The sequence below is a fragment of the Actinomadura chibensis NBRC 106107 genome (genome assembly GCF_001552135.1).
Taxonomy (GTDB): Bacteria; Actinomycetota; Actinomycetes; order Streptosporangiales; family Streptosporangiaceae; genus Spirillospora; species Spirillospora chibensis.
Genome location: NZ_BCQP01000016.1, coordinates 189,799 through 204,561, shown reverse-complemented (window position 1 = coordinate 204,561; position 14,763 = coordinate 189,799). Strand labels below are relative to the sequence as shown.

General features: G+C 73.5%; 12 protein-coding genes and 3 tRNA genes. 8 read left to right on the top strand and 7 right to left on the bottom strand.

Going from position 1 to position 14,763, the window contains the following annotated elements:
* Position 1 precedes the first annotated feature (1 nt).
* The 4 genes from ACH01S_RS10070 to ACH01S_RS10055 all read left to right on the top strand — a co-directional run bounded on the left by ACH01S_RS10070 (position 2) and on the right by ACH01S_RS10055 (position 6,470).
* A complete protein-coding gene (locus ACH01S_RS10070) occupies positions 2-2,098 on the top strand; it encodes a S9 family peptidase (RefSeq protein ID WP_067888305.1) in 2,097 nt (698 codons plus the stop codon).
* A complete protein-coding gene (locus tag ACH01S_RS10065) occupies positions 2,098-3,477 on the top strand; it encodes a S41 family peptidase (RefSeq protein WP_067888302.1) in 1,380 nt (459 codons plus the stop codon). Before ACH01S_RS10070 ends, ACH01S_RS10065 begins: the two co-directional genes overlap by 1 nt.
* Positions 3,474-5,054: an AMP-binding protein gene (locus ACH01S_RS10060; RefSeq protein ID WP_067888300.1), complete on the top strand. Its 1,581-nt coding sequence runs from the start codon at positions 3,474-3,476 to the stop codon at positions 5,052-5,054. Before ACH01S_RS10065 ends, ACH01S_RS10060 begins: the two co-directional genes overlap by 4 nt.
* Before the next feature lie 207 nt (positions 5,055-5,261).
* Positions 5,262-6,470: a TolB family protein gene (locus tag ACH01S_RS10055; protein WP_169809243.1), complete on the top strand. Its 1,209-nt coding sequence runs from the start codon at positions 5,262-5,264 to the stop codon at positions 6,468-6,470.
* A 60-nt stretch (positions 6,471-6,530) separates the two neighbouring features.
* Here the strand turns inward: ACH01S_RS10055 and ACH01S_RS10050 are convergent, their stop codons facing one another.
* From ACH01S_RS10050 to ACH01S_RS10025, 6 genes are all read right to left on the bottom strand, one after another.
* On the bottom strand, positions 6,531-7,610 hold the full coding sequence (locus ACH01S_RS10050; protein WP_067888298.1) for a hypothetical protein: 1,080 nt from the start codon (positions 7,608-7,610) through the stop codon (positions 6,531-6,533).
* Positions 7,611-7,774: 164 nt separating this feature from the next.
* Positions 7,775-7,849 (bottom strand) — tRNA-Val (locus ACH01S_RS10045).
* 25 nt (positions 7,850-7,874) lie between these two features.
* Positions 7,875-7,945: transfer RNA gene (locus ACH01S_RS10040), tRNA-Cys, on the bottom strand.
* Between the two features lie 28 nt (positions 7,946-7,973).
* Positions 7,974-8,046, bottom strand: a tRNA-Gly gene (locus tag ACH01S_RS10035).
* Positions 8,047-8,088: 42 nt separating this feature from the next.
* On the bottom strand, positions 8,089-9,063 hold the full coding sequence (locus ACH01S_RS10030; protein ID WP_067888295.1) for a CHAP domain-containing protein: 975 nt from the start codon (positions 9,061-9,063) through the stop codon (positions 8,089-8,091).
* A gap of 172 nt (positions 9,064-9,235) precedes the next feature.
* Positions 9,236-10,051 (bottom strand): universal stress protein, encoded by an 816-nt coding sequence (locus ACH01S_RS10025; RefSeq protein ID WP_067888565.1) that lies wholly within the window; start codon positions 10,049-10,051, stop codon positions 9,236-9,238.
* A gap of 139 nt (positions 10,052-10,190) precedes the next feature.
* On the opposite strand from ACH01S_RS10025, the gene ACH01S_RS10020 reads away from it, so the two are divergent.
* Positions 10,191-10,772, top strand: coding sequence for a YceI family protein (locus ACH01S_RS10020; protein WP_067888292.1), 582 nt, complete (start codon positions 10,191-10,193; stop codon positions 10,770-10,772).
* Here the strand turns inward: ACH01S_RS10020 and ACH01S_RS10015 are convergent.
* On the bottom strand, positions 10,769-11,719 hold the full coding sequence (locus tag ACH01S_RS10015; protein ID WP_067888289.1) for a LysR family transcriptional regulator: 951 nt from the start codon (positions 11,717-11,719) through the stop codon (positions 10,769-10,771). The genes ACH01S_RS10020 and ACH01S_RS10015 overlap by 4 nt on opposite strands.
* A gap of 93 nt (positions 11,720-11,812) precedes the next feature.
* Between ACH01S_RS10015 and ACH01S_RS10010 the strand changes: the two genes are divergently transcribed.
* From ACH01S_RS10010 to ACH01S_RS10000, 3 genes are all read left to right on the top strand, one after another.
* On the top strand, positions 11,813-12,955 hold the full coding sequence (locus tag ACH01S_RS10010) for a TDT family transporter (RefSeq protein WP_067888286.1): 1,143 nt from the start codon (positions 11,813-11,815) through the stop codon (positions 12,953-12,955).
* Between the two features lie 72 nt (positions 12,956-13,027).
* Complete coding sequence (locus ACH01S_RS10005; RefSeq protein ID WP_067888562.1) at positions 13,028-14,122, top strand: LLM class flavin-dependent oxidoreductase; 1,095 nt, start codon at positions 13,028-13,030, stop codon at positions 14,120-14,122.
* On the top strand, positions 14,119-14,718 hold the full coding sequence (locus tag ACH01S_RS10000) for an FMN reductase (RefSeq protein WP_067888283.1): 600 nt from the start codon (positions 14,119-14,121) through the stop codon (positions 14,716-14,718). Before ACH01S_RS10005 ends, ACH01S_RS10000 begins: the two co-directional genes overlap by 4 nt.
* Positions 14,719-14,763 lie beyond the last annotated feature (45 nt).

Below are 14,763 nucleotides of genomic sequence, written 5' to 3'. Positions count from 1 at the left end.
GGTGGACCGGACCTTCTGGCTGCCGGACGGCGACGAGCTGTGCCTCGTCCTGGACGGGCGGCTCTACCTGGTCGACCCCGCCGCGGGCGGGGCTCCCAAGGAGATCGACCTCACCGGGCTCCCCGGCGGGCTCGACGGCATGACCCGCTCCGGCGGGACGCTGGCGTTCAGCGGCGGCGGACGGTGCGTCCGGCTGGACCCGCGCACGGGCGAGGCGGAGGAGCTGAGCGCCCGCGCCGTCGAGGAACGGGAGCGCGGGCGGCCGCGGACGCTCGGGCCGGGCGCGCTCGCGGGCGACCCCGACGTGGTCGAGGTGCTCGACCCGACGGGGCGGCTCGCCCTCGGCCGGACCGGCCCCGACCTGAGCCTGCGGCACACCGTCGACGACCGCGCCGAACGGCTGACGGCCTCGGGCGCCGCCGACCGGCCCTGGGAGGTCGGCGGCGCCCGGTGGTCGCCCGACGGCACGCGGATCGCGGCGCTGCGCGTGGACCTCTCGGAGGTGCGCCGGATGCCGGTCGTCCACTGGCTGAAGGCGTGGGAGGAGGTCGAGTGGGTGCCCTACACCCGCAGCGGCGGCCCGCTGCCGCAGCTCCTTCCCCATTTCGTGGACGTGCGGAGCGGCCGGGCGCGTCCCATCGACATCGGCGCCGAACCCGACCAGTACGCGGCCTTCCTCGGCTTCCACCAGAGCGACCGGGGCGAGGTGCTGCACCTGGTCACGATCAACCGGGTGCGGACGCGGATCAGGCTCCTCGCCGCCCACCCGGACGGGACGACCGACCTGCTGTTCGAGGAGGCGGGGGAGTCGGTCCTGCCGTCCGCCTTCGGCATCGCCACGGACATGATCAGGGTCCTGCCCGCGTCGGGGCGCTTCGTCGTCCGGTCCGAGCGGTCCGGCCTCGCCGGGCTCTACCTGTACTCGGCGGACGGGCGCGACTGCACGCCGCTCACCGGCGACCTGGACCTGCCCGTCGCCGGGATCGACCTCGACTACCCGGAGTCGGGCGCCGAGACCCCGGAGCAGGGGATCGCGGCGGTGGACGAGGCCGCCGGGCTGCTGTACTTCAAGGCCGCCGCCTCGCCCGCGCGCCCCTACGACCGGCACCTCTACCGGGTGGGACTGGACGGCACCGGGCTGCGCCGCATGACCGACGACGACGGCCAGCACGACATCGAGTTCAGCCCGTCGTCCGGGTTCTATCTGGACACGCACTCCGCCACCGACCGGCCCCCGGAGACGCGCCTGCACGCCGCGTCCGGCCGGCTCGTCGCGGTGCTGCGCCCGCGCCGGGCGTCCCGGTCCGGCGGGCGGCCGCCCGAGGAGTTCACGGCGGTCGCGGCCGACGGCCGCACCGAGCTGCACGGGCTGATCTACCTGCCGCCCGACCTCGACGAGAGCCGCTCCCACCCGGTCATCGACCTGATCTACGGCGGCCCGCAGGAGACCCGCGTGCCGCGCCGGTACGACCCGGCCCGGGGCGCGTTCGCCGCCGCGCTCAGCGCGCTCGGCTTCGTGTGCGTCGTCCTCGACGCCCGGGGGACGCCCGGCCGGTCGAAGGCGTTCCACGACACCGGGTACCGGCGGTTCGGGCGGCACGAGATCCCCGACCACGTCGCGGCCGTCCGGCAGGCCGCCGCCGAGCGTCCCTACCTCGACCTCGACCGGGTGGGGATCTTCGGGCACTCCTGGGGCGGCTACATGGCCCTGCGCGGGATGCTGACCGCTCCCGGGTTCTACCGCGCCGGGGTCGCGGCGATGCCGGTCGCCGACCTCGACGACCACCACGCGATGGCGATCGAGCCGTACATGTCCACGCCGCAGGACAACCCGGAGGGGTACGCGGCGGCGTCGAGCCTCGAACTCGCCGGACGGCTGCGCGGACGGCTGCGCGTCATCGCCGGGACCAGCGACGTCAACGCCCCCTTCTCGGCCACGATCAAACTCGTGGACGCCCTGGTGAGAGCCGGTAAGCCGTACGACCTCGTCCTGCTGCCCGAAGTCGACCACCACCCGCGCGGAGCGGCCCGCGAGTACTACGACGACGCCGTCCGCTCCTTCTTCCTGGAAACCCTGCGACCCGAGGAGGACCACTGATGCGAGCCCCGATCTTCGCGGCGGCGCTCTCACTCGCGTTGATCCCCGGCCCCGCGCTGGCCGCCGCGCCCGCGCCGTCCGCGTCCCTCACGGGGGTCTGGCGCTCGGACGGGTACGGCATGGTCCTCACGGTCGACACGGCCAAGGCGACCCTGTTCCAGACGACGTCCATCAGCTGCCTTCCCATCGACGAGGCGACCCGGGTCGGGGCTCCGCGTCCCGGAGCGGCCGCCGTCTACCGGCTGAGCGACGGCAACACCATCCGCTTGCGCCCGGGCCCTCGGCCGGACGCCGCGACGCTCCACGCCGACGGGTCCGCCGGAGACCGCGCCCTGGCCAGGCTCCGCAGACCGCCCGCGCCCTGCGGCGGGCCGCAGCCGTCCGGGCCGGTGGGCGCCTTCGACGTCTTCTGGCAGACCTTCGCCGAGAACTACCCCTTCTTCCGGCAGCGGGGCGTCGACTGGGCCGCGCAGCGGAGGCGGTACCGGCCGATGGTCGACGCGTCCACCACCGACGAGCGGCTCTTCCGGATCCTGCGGACGATGATCGAGCCGCTCGGGGACGCGCACACCGGGATCTTCGCGGGGGAGCGGGAGTTCACCGGGCTGCGTCCCGGCACCCGGCCGACGACCCGCGCCCTCGGCGTGCGCGTGAAGGAGCTGATCGACCGCCGCGACCTGCGCGGAAAGGGGCGGGACTTCGCGTCGGGCCAGCTCACGTTCGCCGAGCTGCCCGGCCGGATCGGCTACCTGCGGGTGGCCGGGTTCTTCGGATACGCGACCGGAAGCGACTTCGACTACGCCGCCGACCGGGCCCGGCTCGCCGAGGCCCTCGACGCGGTCATCACGCCGCGCCGCCGGATGCGCGGACTGATCATCGACGTCCGGTACAACCCCGGCGGCTACGACGCGCTCGGCCTGCAACTGGCCGCGCGGCTCACCGACAGGCCCTACCTCGCCTACCGCAAGCGGGCCCGCAACGATCCGGGCGACCCCGCCCGGTTCACCCGGCCCCAGCCGATCATGGTCAGGCCCGCCGCCGCGCCCCGCTACACCGGGCCGATCGCCCTGCTCACCTCGGACGCCACCAACAGCGCGGGGGAGACGTTCACGCAGGCCCTGATGGGACGGCCCGGCCGCGTCGTCCGGATCGGGGAGAACACCCAGGGCGTCTTCTCCGACGTCATGGAATGCCCGCTGCCCAACGACTGGAGCCTCTGGGTGCCCAACGAGGAGTACCTCACCCGGGACGGGACGACCTTCGACGGGGCCGGAGTGCCCCCGCACATCCGCACCCCGGTCTTCACCGAGGAGGAGTTCGCGGAAGACCGCGACTCCGCGTTCGACCGGGCCGTCGCCGTCCTCGGCGGCCGGGCATGAGCGCGGCTAGCCTCGGCGGGCTGCTGCGCGAGCGCGCCGCGACGGCGCCGGACCGGCCGCTGCTGCGCTTCGGCTCGGTGACGCTCACCGTCGGCCGGGTCGCCGACCGCGTCGGCCGCCTGGCGAACGTCCTGCGCGCCCACGGGGTCGAACGCGGCGACCGGGTGGCGGTGATGGCGCCGAACGGGGCGGCCTTCCCCGTGGCCTGGCTCGCGATCGCCTCCCTCGGCGCGGTGGCGGTGCCGGTCAACATCGGCTACCGCAGCACCGACCTCGCCCACGTGATCGGCGACTCCGGCGCCCGGGCGGCGCTCGCGGGCGGCGCGGACGCGGCGACCGCCCTGCTGCGCGCGGGCGTCGAGCGGGTGGGCCTGCTCGACCCCGCCGACGCGGGCCCCGCCCCGGACGTCCCCGCCGGACCCGGGACGTTCGACGCCGGTACCGAACTCGCCGGGGCGCCGGCCGCTTTCGACCCGCCCGACCTCGGCCCGGACGACGTGGCCAACATCCAGTACACCTCGGGCACGACGGGCTTTCCGAAGGGCTGCGTCCTCACCCACGGCTACTGGCTGCGGACCGCCGAAATCGTGCGCGGCATGCTCGGCGTGACGGAGACCGACGTCGACCTCACCGCCCAGCCGTTCTCCTACATGGACCCCCAGTGGAACACGGTCCTGTGCCTGTCGGCCGGGATCCCGCTGGTCATCCTGCCGCGCTTCTCCGCGTCCACCTTCTGGAAGTCGGTGCGCGAGCACGGCGTCACCTTCTTCTACGTCCTCGGCACCATGCCGGTGTTCCTGCTGCGGCAACCGCCGGACCCCGCCGACCGCGAGCACGACGTCCGGATCGTGCTCTGCTCGGGCATCGTCCCCGAACTGCACGCCTCGATGGAGGAGCGGTGGGGCGTCCCGTGGCGCGAGGCGTACGGGATGACCGAGACGGGCGCCGACCTGTTCGTCCCGATGGACGACACGTCCTCGGTTGGGTCCGGCGCCATCGGGGTGCCGGTGCCGGGCAAGGAGGCCCGGATCGTCGACGGGGAGCTGGTCGTCCGCGGCGAGCCGATGATGCGGGGCTACTGGAACGACCCCGCCGCCACCGCCGAGCGGATCAGGGACGGCTGGCTCTACACCGGCGACCTGGCCCGCCGGGACGACCGCGGCCGCTTCCATCTCGTCGGGCGGCGCAAGGACATGATCCGGCGCGGCGGGGAGAACATCGCCGCGGCCGAGGTCGAGGCCGTCCTCGTGCGGCATCCCGCGGTCCGGGCGGCGGCCGTCGTCGCCGTCCACGACGACCTGCGCGGCGAGGAGGTCAAGGCGTTCGTCCAGGTCGGGCGGCCGACCGACCCGGCCGAGCTGATCGCCTTCGTCCGCGAGCGGCTCGCCCCGTTCAAGGTGCCGCGCTTCCTGGAGTACGTGGACGAGTTCCCGATGACGCCGTCCGAGCGGATCGCCAAGCACCTCCTGCCGACCGGCCGGGGCGCCGCGCACGACATGCGAGCGCACGACATGCGAGCGGGGGAGGCCGCCCCTCACGACGGGCCCGCGAACGGCGGGAATCCGGTCGGCCTGTAATCCGCTCGGTGATCAAGCGCGTCAATATTAAGCAACGTATGAATTGCGCTCTGACTGTTAGGAGATGGATGCATGCTGCGACGTGCGCTTGGCGCTCCCGTCGTTCTGCCGATCGCGACCGGGTGCTTAATGCTTCAGGTCACGCTGGCTCAACCCGCGGGCGCTGAGACGGGGGCCTCGGCACGGCCCGGCTCCGCGCCGAGCCGGGTGAGCGTCACCGACACCGGCGCCGAGGGGAACGCCGACAGCGGGCAGAACGCCGACTGGTTCAGGTGGGGCGGCGCGCTGAGCGCCGACGGCCGCTACGCGGCCTTCACCTCCGCGGCCTCCAACCTCGTGCCCGGCGACACCAACGGCGTCCCGGACGTCTTCGTGCGCGACCGCCGAACGAACAAGATCGAGAGGGTGAGCGTCTCCGCCGCCGGGACGGAGGGGAACGGGAAGAGCTCCGAACCCTCGATCAGCGCCGACGGCCGCTATGTCGCCTTCACCTCGGAGGCGTCCAACCTGGTGGCCGGGGACGCCAACGGATCCTTCGACGTCTTCCTGAAGGACCGCTGGACCGGGGCGACCACCAACCTCCACGTCGACAGCGACGAGGACCAGGGGAACTCCGCGGCGTTCTCGCCGAAGGTGAGCGCCGACGGACGCTTCGTGGTGTTCAGCTCCAGTTCGGTGAACCTCACGCCCGGCTCCGACACCGGCTACTTCAACGTCTTCCTGCGCGACGTGACGGCGGGGACCACCGAACTGGTCAGCACGAGCACCGCCGGCGAGGCGCCCCAGGGCTCCAGCGGCGAGCCCTCGATCAGCGCGGACGGCCGCTACGTCGCGTTCTCGTCGTACGCGCCGAACATCGTCCCCGGCGACACCAACGACTCCACCGACGTGTTCGTCCGGGACCGGAAGGCCAAGACGACCACGCGGGCGAGCTTCACCGTCTCCGGCGCCCAGTTCGACCTCGGCAGCGGCTCGCCGTCGATCAGCGCGGACGGCCGCTACGTCGCCTTCGGCGCCGGAAGCGGCGAGTGGACCACCGACGTGTACCGCCGGGACCTGTGGCGCGGCACGACCCGGCAGGTCAGCGCCACCGCCCAGGGCGCCCCGGGCAACGGCGACAGCGGGTGGGCCTCGATCAGCGCGGACGGCCGGTTCGTCGCCTACGAGTCGCGCTCGACGAACCTGTCCCCGGGCGAGGACGCGAACGACACGGTCGACGTCTTCGTCACGGACCTGCGGACGCAGGCGACGACGCGGGTCAGCGTCACGCCCACGGGCGAGGCGGGCAACGCTCGCAGCGAGGCGCTGGCGATCAGCGGCGACGGGCGCACCGTCCTGTTCGGGTCGGCCGCGTCCAACCTCGTCCCCGGCGACGACAACGGCTTCGGCGACGCCTTCACCAGCACCAGAAGGTGACTCCGGAGGACGACTGAAAGGGCGGCCCGCACGCACCCGGCGTGCGGGCCGCCTCGTCGGTTAGGAGGCCGCGCCCGCGACCGGCGTGAGCAGGACGGCGAACGAGAGGCGCCGGTTGTCGGTGGAGACGGCGGACGCGGCGATCTGGCCCGCGTCGTTGATGCCGTACGCGGCGGTGATCCGCATGCCGCTGGAGGCCGGGATGAGCGTGGTCAGGTCGGTGCGGACGCCGTTGCTGTAGACCCAGCCGCCGCGCCCGTCGCCGACGATGGTGCCGGACCTGTTGATGGCCTGGGCGGCGCCGAAGGTGCTGCCGCCGAGGTCGGGCCACAGGTCGGTCACCTTGCCGCCGCTGAACATCACGGGGTGGCGCGGGGCGAACTCGCCGCCGCCGACCCCGGCGGCGCCGACGACGACCCCGTCGGCGTTCATGGCGTGCGCCTCCGACCACGTGCTGCCGGGCAGCGAGCCCAGGTCCCGCGGCGTCCCGTCGCGCCACACCGTGGCCTCGGCGTTGCTGGTGTCGTTCGAGGTCGAGGACAGGCCGAGGACCTGGCCGTCCGCCGAGATCCCGAACGCCTCGGCGGCGTGGCCGCCCGGCAGCGGCGGCAGGACGGACGCCCGGCCGTTCTGGTACAGCCACGCGGTGCCCGTGTCGAACCCCGTCCCGGCGATCTGACCGGCGTCGTTGATCGCCCGTGCCTGGACGTGCCCGTCGGTGTCCAGGACGTGCAGATCGGTCGGGACGCCGTTGCGCCAGACCACCGCCGTCTGGCGGATCGGCAGCGTGTCGTAGGCGGAGCCCACGACGGTGTCGGAGGAGTTCACCCCGTACGCCGCGGTGGCGTCGGCAAGGGACGGGTCGTTGGGGACGATCCCGGGCAGGCTGGTCAACTGCGTGGGACTGGTGGCGAGGTAGGCGCTCTGACCGCCGCCGCCGGGGAACGAGCCGAGCCCGGCGGTGTGCCCGGCGGCGTTGATGGCGTACGGAACGTTCCCGAACGCGCCGTTCGCGGCTTTGATCACGGTCAACTGGTAGTGCGCGGGAGCCGCGGCGGCCGCCTGGGCGGGTACGACGGCCGCCGCGACCGCGAAGGGCGCCGCCAGCAGGGCAAGGGCGCGCGTTATCGGGTTCCGCATCTTTCCTCCAAGTGAGTCGACACCTGGAGATACGCACACGGGATACACGCCCCCCGCAGAAGCACCCGCGACCGCGACAAAGGATGCGTTGAACGCGTACTCGCCAAGGAGATACGCCAGAAGAATGGATCGACCACAACAGGCCTTTGACCTGCGGTGATATGTGGTGGGCGATACTGGGATTGAACCAGTGGCCTCTACCGTGTCAAGGTAGCGCTCTCCCACTGAGCTAATCGCCCGTGCCGGGGTTCGGCGTGTTACGCGAGGTGGAGACGGGATTTGAACCCGTGTAGACGGCTTTGCAGGCCGTTGCCTCGCCTCTCGGCCACTCCACCAGAGCGAGGCCGGATCGGGGCCTCTCAGAGCGGACGACGGGATTCGAACCCGCGACCCTCACCTTGGCAAGGTGATGCTCTACCAACTGAGCCACGTCCGCGTGCCGGTCCGGAGGTCGCCCTCCGGGCTCGCAGGCACAACTCTAGCGGAATCCCGGCGTGCTTGCGTACCGGGCGGCGTCGGTCTCCTCGGTGAGATCGGCGTGCAGGGAGTTCCAGAAGGCGAGTTCGGAGTCCTCTTCGAGGTGGGCGATGCGGCCCCAGAACTCGCGGTCCTCGGCCTCGTGGGCGGCGGCGAGGGACAGGATCGGCATGACGGTGGTCCCGGCGTCCGCCCGGTCGAGGTCGGCGGGGGTCATGTCGGCGGGGAGGGCGACCGGGGTGGCCGGGCGGTGGTGCTTGCCCCGCTTGCGGACGCGGATCGGCGGCGTGGTGGGCGCCTTCGCGGCGGCGGCGCGGCCGGCGGCGAGGGCGACGGTGCCGCACAGGATGAAGGCGAGGATGCCGCCGAGGACGACCTCCTGCGTCGGCAGGTGCCCGGGCGCGGCGTGCTCCTGCTGCTCGTGCGTGGCGGTGACCGAGGCGGGGGAGCCGATCTTGTCGACGGTCGGGGCGGGCGCGGCGTGCTTCGGCGTGTAGGCCGTCTCGGCGGCCTTGATCTTGGACGGGTACCCGAACCCGACGACGGAGTCCATGTCGCGGGTCTTGCGCATGAGCTTGTAGCCGTCGGCGTTGCCCTCGATGGTGTGCAGGGTGCGGCCGTCCACCTTCTCGACGATGCCGACGTGGTCGATCTGGTCGATGTCGCCGGAGCCGTTCCAGTCGTAGAAGACGATGGCGCCCGGCTCGGGGTCGTGGCCCCACGCGTGGTTCTTCTTGAACCACTGGGCGTGGTCGACGGTGGAGGCGAACTGGCCCGCCTGCTCGGCGACCCCGGCCTTGTCGGCGGCCCAGGCGAGGAACATGTCGCACCAGGGGGCGGTGGTGAAGTACGAGTCGTGGTCGCCGTCGACGTTCTTGCGGTACCACTCGCCGAACTTCGTGTAGCCGTCGCCCTTCTCGGCGTAGCCGAGTTCCTTCTCGGCGATGTCGAGCAGCTTCTTGCCGATCGGGTCCATCTCGCTCCCTGCCGTCTCGCTCGTGCGGGCAGGGTGGTGCCCGACCGGGGGGACGGAACGTGCCGGGGCCACGCCGGCGCGCGCCCCAAGGTCACGTTCTGATCTCGAGGGAATGTAGTCGAGGTAAACGGTGACCGGCAACCTGTTCCACGGAAACGGTCAAATCGGACTACTAGAAGTAGCCCCGCGGAAGGACGGTCACCGGGCACGGCGCGGCCCGCAGCACCTTCAGCGCGACCTCGCCGACGAAGACCCGGTGCGCGGCGGCGTCCTCGCTGGACGCGCAGACGAGGAGCTCGCCGTCCGCCCAGTCGACGTCGTCGAGCGCGTCGGCGACGTCGGCGCCCTCGGCGAGGTCGGCGGACACGTCCTCGGGGAGGAGGTCGGCGGAGTCCAGGGCGAGCCGGATGGCGAGGGCGAGGTCGTCGCGGAGGCGCTCGGCGCCCGCGTCCCCGCCGACGTCCCCGACGGCGAGCGTGACCAGGCGGAGCGGGACCTCCAGCCGGTCGGCGGCCTGCGCGGCGCGGATGACCGCCTCGTCGCACTGCGGCCGCCGGACGTACATGACGGTGATCCGGGCCAGTTCCTCCGGCGGGACGTACCCGGACGGCGCGAGCATCACCGCCTCGGTCGCCGAGTGCAGCAGGTGGTCGGCGGCGGCGCCGACGCCGATGCGGCCGCGCGCGCCGCCCTCCGGGGAGCCGACGACGATCAGGTCGGCGCCGATCCGGCTGGCGAGCACGGTGAGGCCGCGGCCGACGCTGCGCCCCTCCTGGACGTGCAGGTCGACCGGATCCCCGTCGAGCAGGTCGGCGGCCTGGTCCAGGACGGTCCGCGCCTCCCCGGCGGCCGCGGGCAGGTCCGGCGGGTGGACGGTCGCGAGGCTGAGCCGCCCGCCGGTCAGCGCGACGATCGCGCGGGCGAGGTCGAGGGCCTCCCGCCCGCCCGCGTCGTTGACGTACCCGGCGAGGACGTGCTCGCCGATCACGTGGGCCACGTCCCGGGCCGGCGGCCCGCGGGCCCGATCGATCCGATCATGGCACCAAGCATTCCCCCGGCGACGCCGGTCAGACCAGTACGGATTTGCGGTAGCTTTTCCTGGTTGTCAATCTTTGGGGGGATATGGCATGGGAGTGGAGGTTTCCGACCTCGCGTCCGGCCGCTGGACCATCGACCCGGTCCATTCCGAGATCACCTTCACGATCCGGCACCTCATGACCACGGTACGCGGTTCGTTCCCCGAGTTCGGGGGCGAGGTCGTGATCGGCGCCGACCCGCTCGACTCCAGCGCCCGCGCCGAGATCCGGATGGCGTCGATCGACACCCGCAGCGCCGAGCGGGACGAGCACGTCCGCTCGTCCGACTTCCTGGACGTCGCGAAGCACCCCGTCATGACCTTCACCGGGACGGGCGTCGCCCCCGCCGCGATCGGCCGCCGCGCCCGCACCCCCCGCTACCACCTGGACGGCGACCTGACGATCAAGGACGTGACGCGGCCCGTCCGGCTGCTGACCGAGTTCCACGGCGTCGGGCCCGACCCGTGGGGCGGGACCCGCGCGGGCTTCACCGCGACCGCGTCGATCAGCCGCCGCGACTTCGGGATCGCGTTCAACGTCCCGCTCCAGGGCGACAAGGTCATGCTCGGCGACGAGATCGCGATCGCGCTGGAGATCCAGGCCGTCCACTCCGCCGAGGACGCCCCCGCCTAACCGGGACGCGTTCCCGGGCGCGTGCCGCCGCGCGTGAGGCCCAGCAGGTCCCGCGCCGGACCGGACGGGCGCCGCCCGGCGGGCCACACCGCGCGCAGCGGCCGCGACAGGTCCAGCTCCGGGACGGGCACCGCGACCAGCCGTCCGGCCGACAGCTCGTCCGCGACGGCGAGGTCGCTCACCACGACCGGGCCCGCGCCCGACGCGGCGGCCGACTTCAGCGCCGTAGTGGACGCGAGCTGCAGCAGCGGCGGCGCCGTCCCGCCGTGCGCGGCGAGGGCGCGGTCGAGCACCTCGCGCGTCCCCGACCCCCGCTCGCGCAGGACGAGCGGCGTCGCCGCCAGCTCCGCCGCGGACACCCCGGAGCGGCGGCGGGCCCAGCGGTGCCGGGGCGCGACCACGACGACGAGCCGGTCGGCGGCGACGACCGTGCCGTGCAGCCCGGCGGGCGTCCGCGTCCCCTCGACGAAGCCGAGGTCGGCGGCGCCGTCGCGGACCTGCTCGGCGACGACGGTCGAGTTGGCGGCGCTCAGCGTCACCGCCACCCCCGGGCGGACCGACTTCAGCGTCACCAGCCAGCCCGGCATCAGGTACTCGGCGACGGTCAGGCTCGCCGCGACGCGCAGCCGCCCGTCCCGCCGCTCGCGCAGCGCCTCGACGCCCGCCGCCAGCTCCTCGGCCGCGCCGACCACCTGCCGGGCCCACTCGGCGACCAGCGCGCCCGCCTCGGTCGGCCGGGACCCGCGCGGCGACCGGTCCAGCAGCGCGACGCCGACCTGCCGCTCCATCGCGCGGATCCGGGCGCTCGCGGCGGGCTGGGTGACGCCGAGCTCGGCGGCGGCCCGCCCGACGCTGCCCAGCCGGACGACCGCGAGCAGCAGCTCCAGCGCGCCGAGGTCGGGCACGCGCCGCGCCACCGGGGCGTGCGGGGACGAGTCGTCGGCCATGCCCCGATCCTACGTCGCCCATAACCTCGCCTTATGCCCTCATAGGCCGATGACCTCTACCGACGCGCCCGGGCCGGGCCCAGCCTTGAGGGCATGGGACTCCTCACCGCGCCGGCGCGCGGCCCGCTGCTGGGCGAGCTCGAACGTCCGGCGGACGCGTTCCGGCACCTCGGGCCGAACTGGTACGCGGCCGTCATGGGCACGTCGATCGTCGCGAACGGCGCGGCGGCGCTGCCGGTCGCCTTCCCCGGGCGGCACGCCTTCGCCGTCGCCGTGTGGGCGGTCGCGTTCGCGATGCTGGCGGCGCTGATGGCGGCGCGGGCGGTCCATCTCGTCCGGCACCCGGACGTGGCGCGGTTCCAGCTCCTGGACAACCCCGCGACCGCCGTCTTCTACGGCTGCCCGCCGATGGCGCTGCTCGCCGTCGGCTACGGGACGCTCGTGCTCGGCCCCGGCGTCCTCGGCGCCGGACCGGCCGTCGCGCTGGACGCCGTCCTCTGGACCCTCGGGACGGTCTACGCCCTCGCCGTCGCCGCGGGCGTCCCCTACCTGATGATCACCCGGCACCGGCTCGAACCCGGCTCGGCGGACCCGACGTGGCTGCTCCCCGTCGTCGCGCCCATGGTCGCCGCCGCGCTCGGGCCGGCGCTCGTCCCGCACCTGCCGGACGGCCAGGCCCGCGCCACGCTCCTCTACGGCTGCTACGGGATGTTCGGGGCGAGCCTGCTGGCGACGCTCGTCCTGCTCCCCGGGATCTGGACGCGGCTCGCCGCCGGGCGGCCGCTGCCGACCGTCCTCACGCCGACGCTGTTCCTCGTGCTCGGACCGCTCGGGCAGTCGACGACGGCGGTCGTCCAGCTCGGCGACGCGGCGGGCGGCGCCGCCCCCGGGTACGCCGCCGCGATGCGCGCCTTCGCCGTCCTGTACGGCGCGCCCGTCCTCGGGTTCGCGGTGTTCTGGCTGGTCATCGCCGGGACGGCGAACCTGCGCGCGATGCGCCGCGGGATGCCGTTCGCGATGACGTGTTGGGCGTTCACCTTCCCGGTCGGGACGTGCGTGACGGGCGCGTCGGGGCTCGCCCGGGCGACCGGCCTGGACGCGCTCGCCCACCTCGCCGTCGCGCTCTACCTGCTGCTCGTCGCGGCCTGGGCGGTCGCCGCGGTGAAGACCGCGGGCGGCGCGCTGACCGGACGCCTCTTCCTGCCCGCCCCCGCCCCTGCCCCGACGCCCGCATAGGTCCAGGAATACGGGGTGGGCCTGGCCGGTTCCCCTAGAATGATTGAACGTTCTACTATTTTGGAGGCCGGCATGCAGTTCGGGATCTTCTCGGTCGGGGACGTCACCCCCGACCCGACGACCGGACGCGTCCCGTCCGAGGCCGAACGGATCCAGGCCATGGTCGCGATCGCGGAGAAGGCCGAGGAGGCCGGGCTCGACGTGTTCGCCACCGGCGAGCACCACAACCCGCCGTTCGTGCCGTCCTCCCCGACGACCATGCTCGGCTACGTCGCGGCGCGGACCGAGCGGCTGATCCTGTCCACCGCGACCACGCTGATCACCACCAACGACCCGGTGAAGATCGCCGAGGACTTCGCGATGCTCCAGCACCTCGCGGGCGGCCGGGTCGACCTGATGATGGGACGCGGCAACACCGCCCCCGTCTACCCGTGGTTCGGCAAGGACATCCGCGACGGCATCGACCTCGCCATCGAGAACTACCACCTGCTGCACCGCCTCTGGCGCGAGGAGTCCGTCGACTGGGAGGGCAGGTTCCGCACGCCGCTCCAGTCGTTCACCTCGACCCCGCGCCCGCTGGACGGGGTGCCGCCGTTCGTCTGGCACGGCTCGATCCGCAGCCCGGAGATCGCGGAGCAGGCCGCCTACTACGGCGACGGCTTCTTCGCCAACCACATCTTCTGGCCGAAGGAGCACTTCCAGCGGCTGATCGGCCTCTACCGCCAGCGCTTCGAGCACTACGGCCACGGCTCGGCCGACCAGGCCATCGTGGGGCTCGGCGGGCAGGTGTTCATGCGGAAGAACTCGCAGGACGCCGTCCGCGAGTTCCGTCCGTACTTCGACAACGCGCCGGTGTACGGGCACGGGCCGTCGCTGGAGGAGTTCACCGCGGAGACGCCGCTGACGGTCGGCAGCCCGCAGGAGGTCATCGACAAGACCCTGACCTTCCGCGACTCCTTCGGTGACTACCAGCGGCAGCTGTTCCTGATGGACCACGCGGGGCTGCCGCTGAAGACCGTCCTGGAGCAGATCGACCTGCTGGGGGAGGAGGTCGTCCCGGTGCTGCGCAAGGAGTTCGAGGCGCTCCGCCCGGCGCACGTCCCGGCGACCGCGCCGACCCACGCCGAGCGGACCCGCGCCGCGCAGATCACCGAGGAGGCACGATGACCAGGCTCGCCGTCGTCTCCGCCGGGCTCGGGCAGCCGTCGTCCACGCGGCTGCTCGCCGACCGGCTCGCCGCCGCGACCGCCGGGGCGCTGCCCGGCGGCGTGGACGCCACGACGATCGAGTTGCGCGACCACGCGCACGCCATGGTGGACGCGACGCTCACCGGCTTCCCGTCCGGCCCGCTGCGCGCCGCCGTGGAGGCCGTCGCGGCGGCGGACGGCCTCATCGCCGTCACGCCGATCTTCAACGCGTCCTACAGCGGGCTGTTCAAGACGTTCTTCGACGTCCTCGAACGCGACCCCATGGAGGGCAAGCCCGTGCTGCTCGGCGCGACCGGCGGCACCGAGCGGCACTCGCTCGCCATCGACTTCGCGATGCGCCCGTTGTTCGCGTACCTGCGCGCGAACGTCGTCCCCACCGCCGTGTACGCCGCGTCCGAGGACTGGGGCGGCGGCGAGGGCCTCGCCGACCGCGTCGCCCGCGCCGGAGGCGAGCTGGCCGCGCTGATGGGCGCGCGGCCCGCCCCGGCGAAGGCCGACCCGTACGACGACCCGGTCCCGTTCGAGAAGCTGCTGTCCGGGACGGCCCGCCCCTAGAAGCTTGTTTAAGGCTTGGCTTATATAAGCCGAGGCTGTAGCTTG

Bases quoted from the DNA above. Each gene is read 5' to 3' on its own strand.
- ACH01S_RS10065 (WP_067888302.1), top strand. From the start codon at position 2,098: ATGCGAGCCCCGATCTTCGCGGCGGCGCTCTCACTCGCGTTGATCCCC.
- ACH01S_RS10060 (WP_067888300.1), top strand. From the start codon at position 3,474: ATGAGCGCGGCTAGCCTCGGCGGGCTGCTGCGCGAGCGCGCCGCGACG.
- ACH01S_RS10050 (WP_067888298.1), bottom strand. From the start codon at position 7,610: ATGCGGAACCCGATAACGCGCGCCCTTGCCCTGCTGGCGGCGCCCTTC.
- ACH01S_RS10030 (WP_067888295.1), bottom strand. From the start codon at position 9,063: ATGGACCCGATCGGCAAGAAGCTGCTCGACATCGCCGAGAAGGAACTC.
- ACH01S_RS10020 (WP_067888292.1), top strand. From the start codon at position 10,191: ATGGGAGTGGAGGTTTCCGACCTCGCGTCCGGCCGCTGGACCATCGAC.
- ACH01S_RS10015 (WP_067888289.1), bottom strand. From the start codon at position 11,719: ATGGCCGACGACTCGTCCCCGCACGCCCCGGTGGCGCGGCGCGTGCCC.
- ACH01S_RS10010 (WP_067888286.1), top strand. From the start codon at position 11,813: ATGGGACTCCTCACCGCGCCGGCGCGCGGCCCGCTGCTGGGCGAGCTC.
- ACH01S_RS10005 (WP_067888562.1), top strand. From the start codon at position 13,028: ATGCAGTTCGGGATCTTCTCGGTCGGGGACGTCACCCCCGACCCGACG.
- ACH01S_RS10000 (WP_067888283.1), top strand. From the start codon at position 14,119: ATGACCAGGCTCGCCGTCGTCTCCGCCGGGCTCGGGCAGCCGTCGTCC.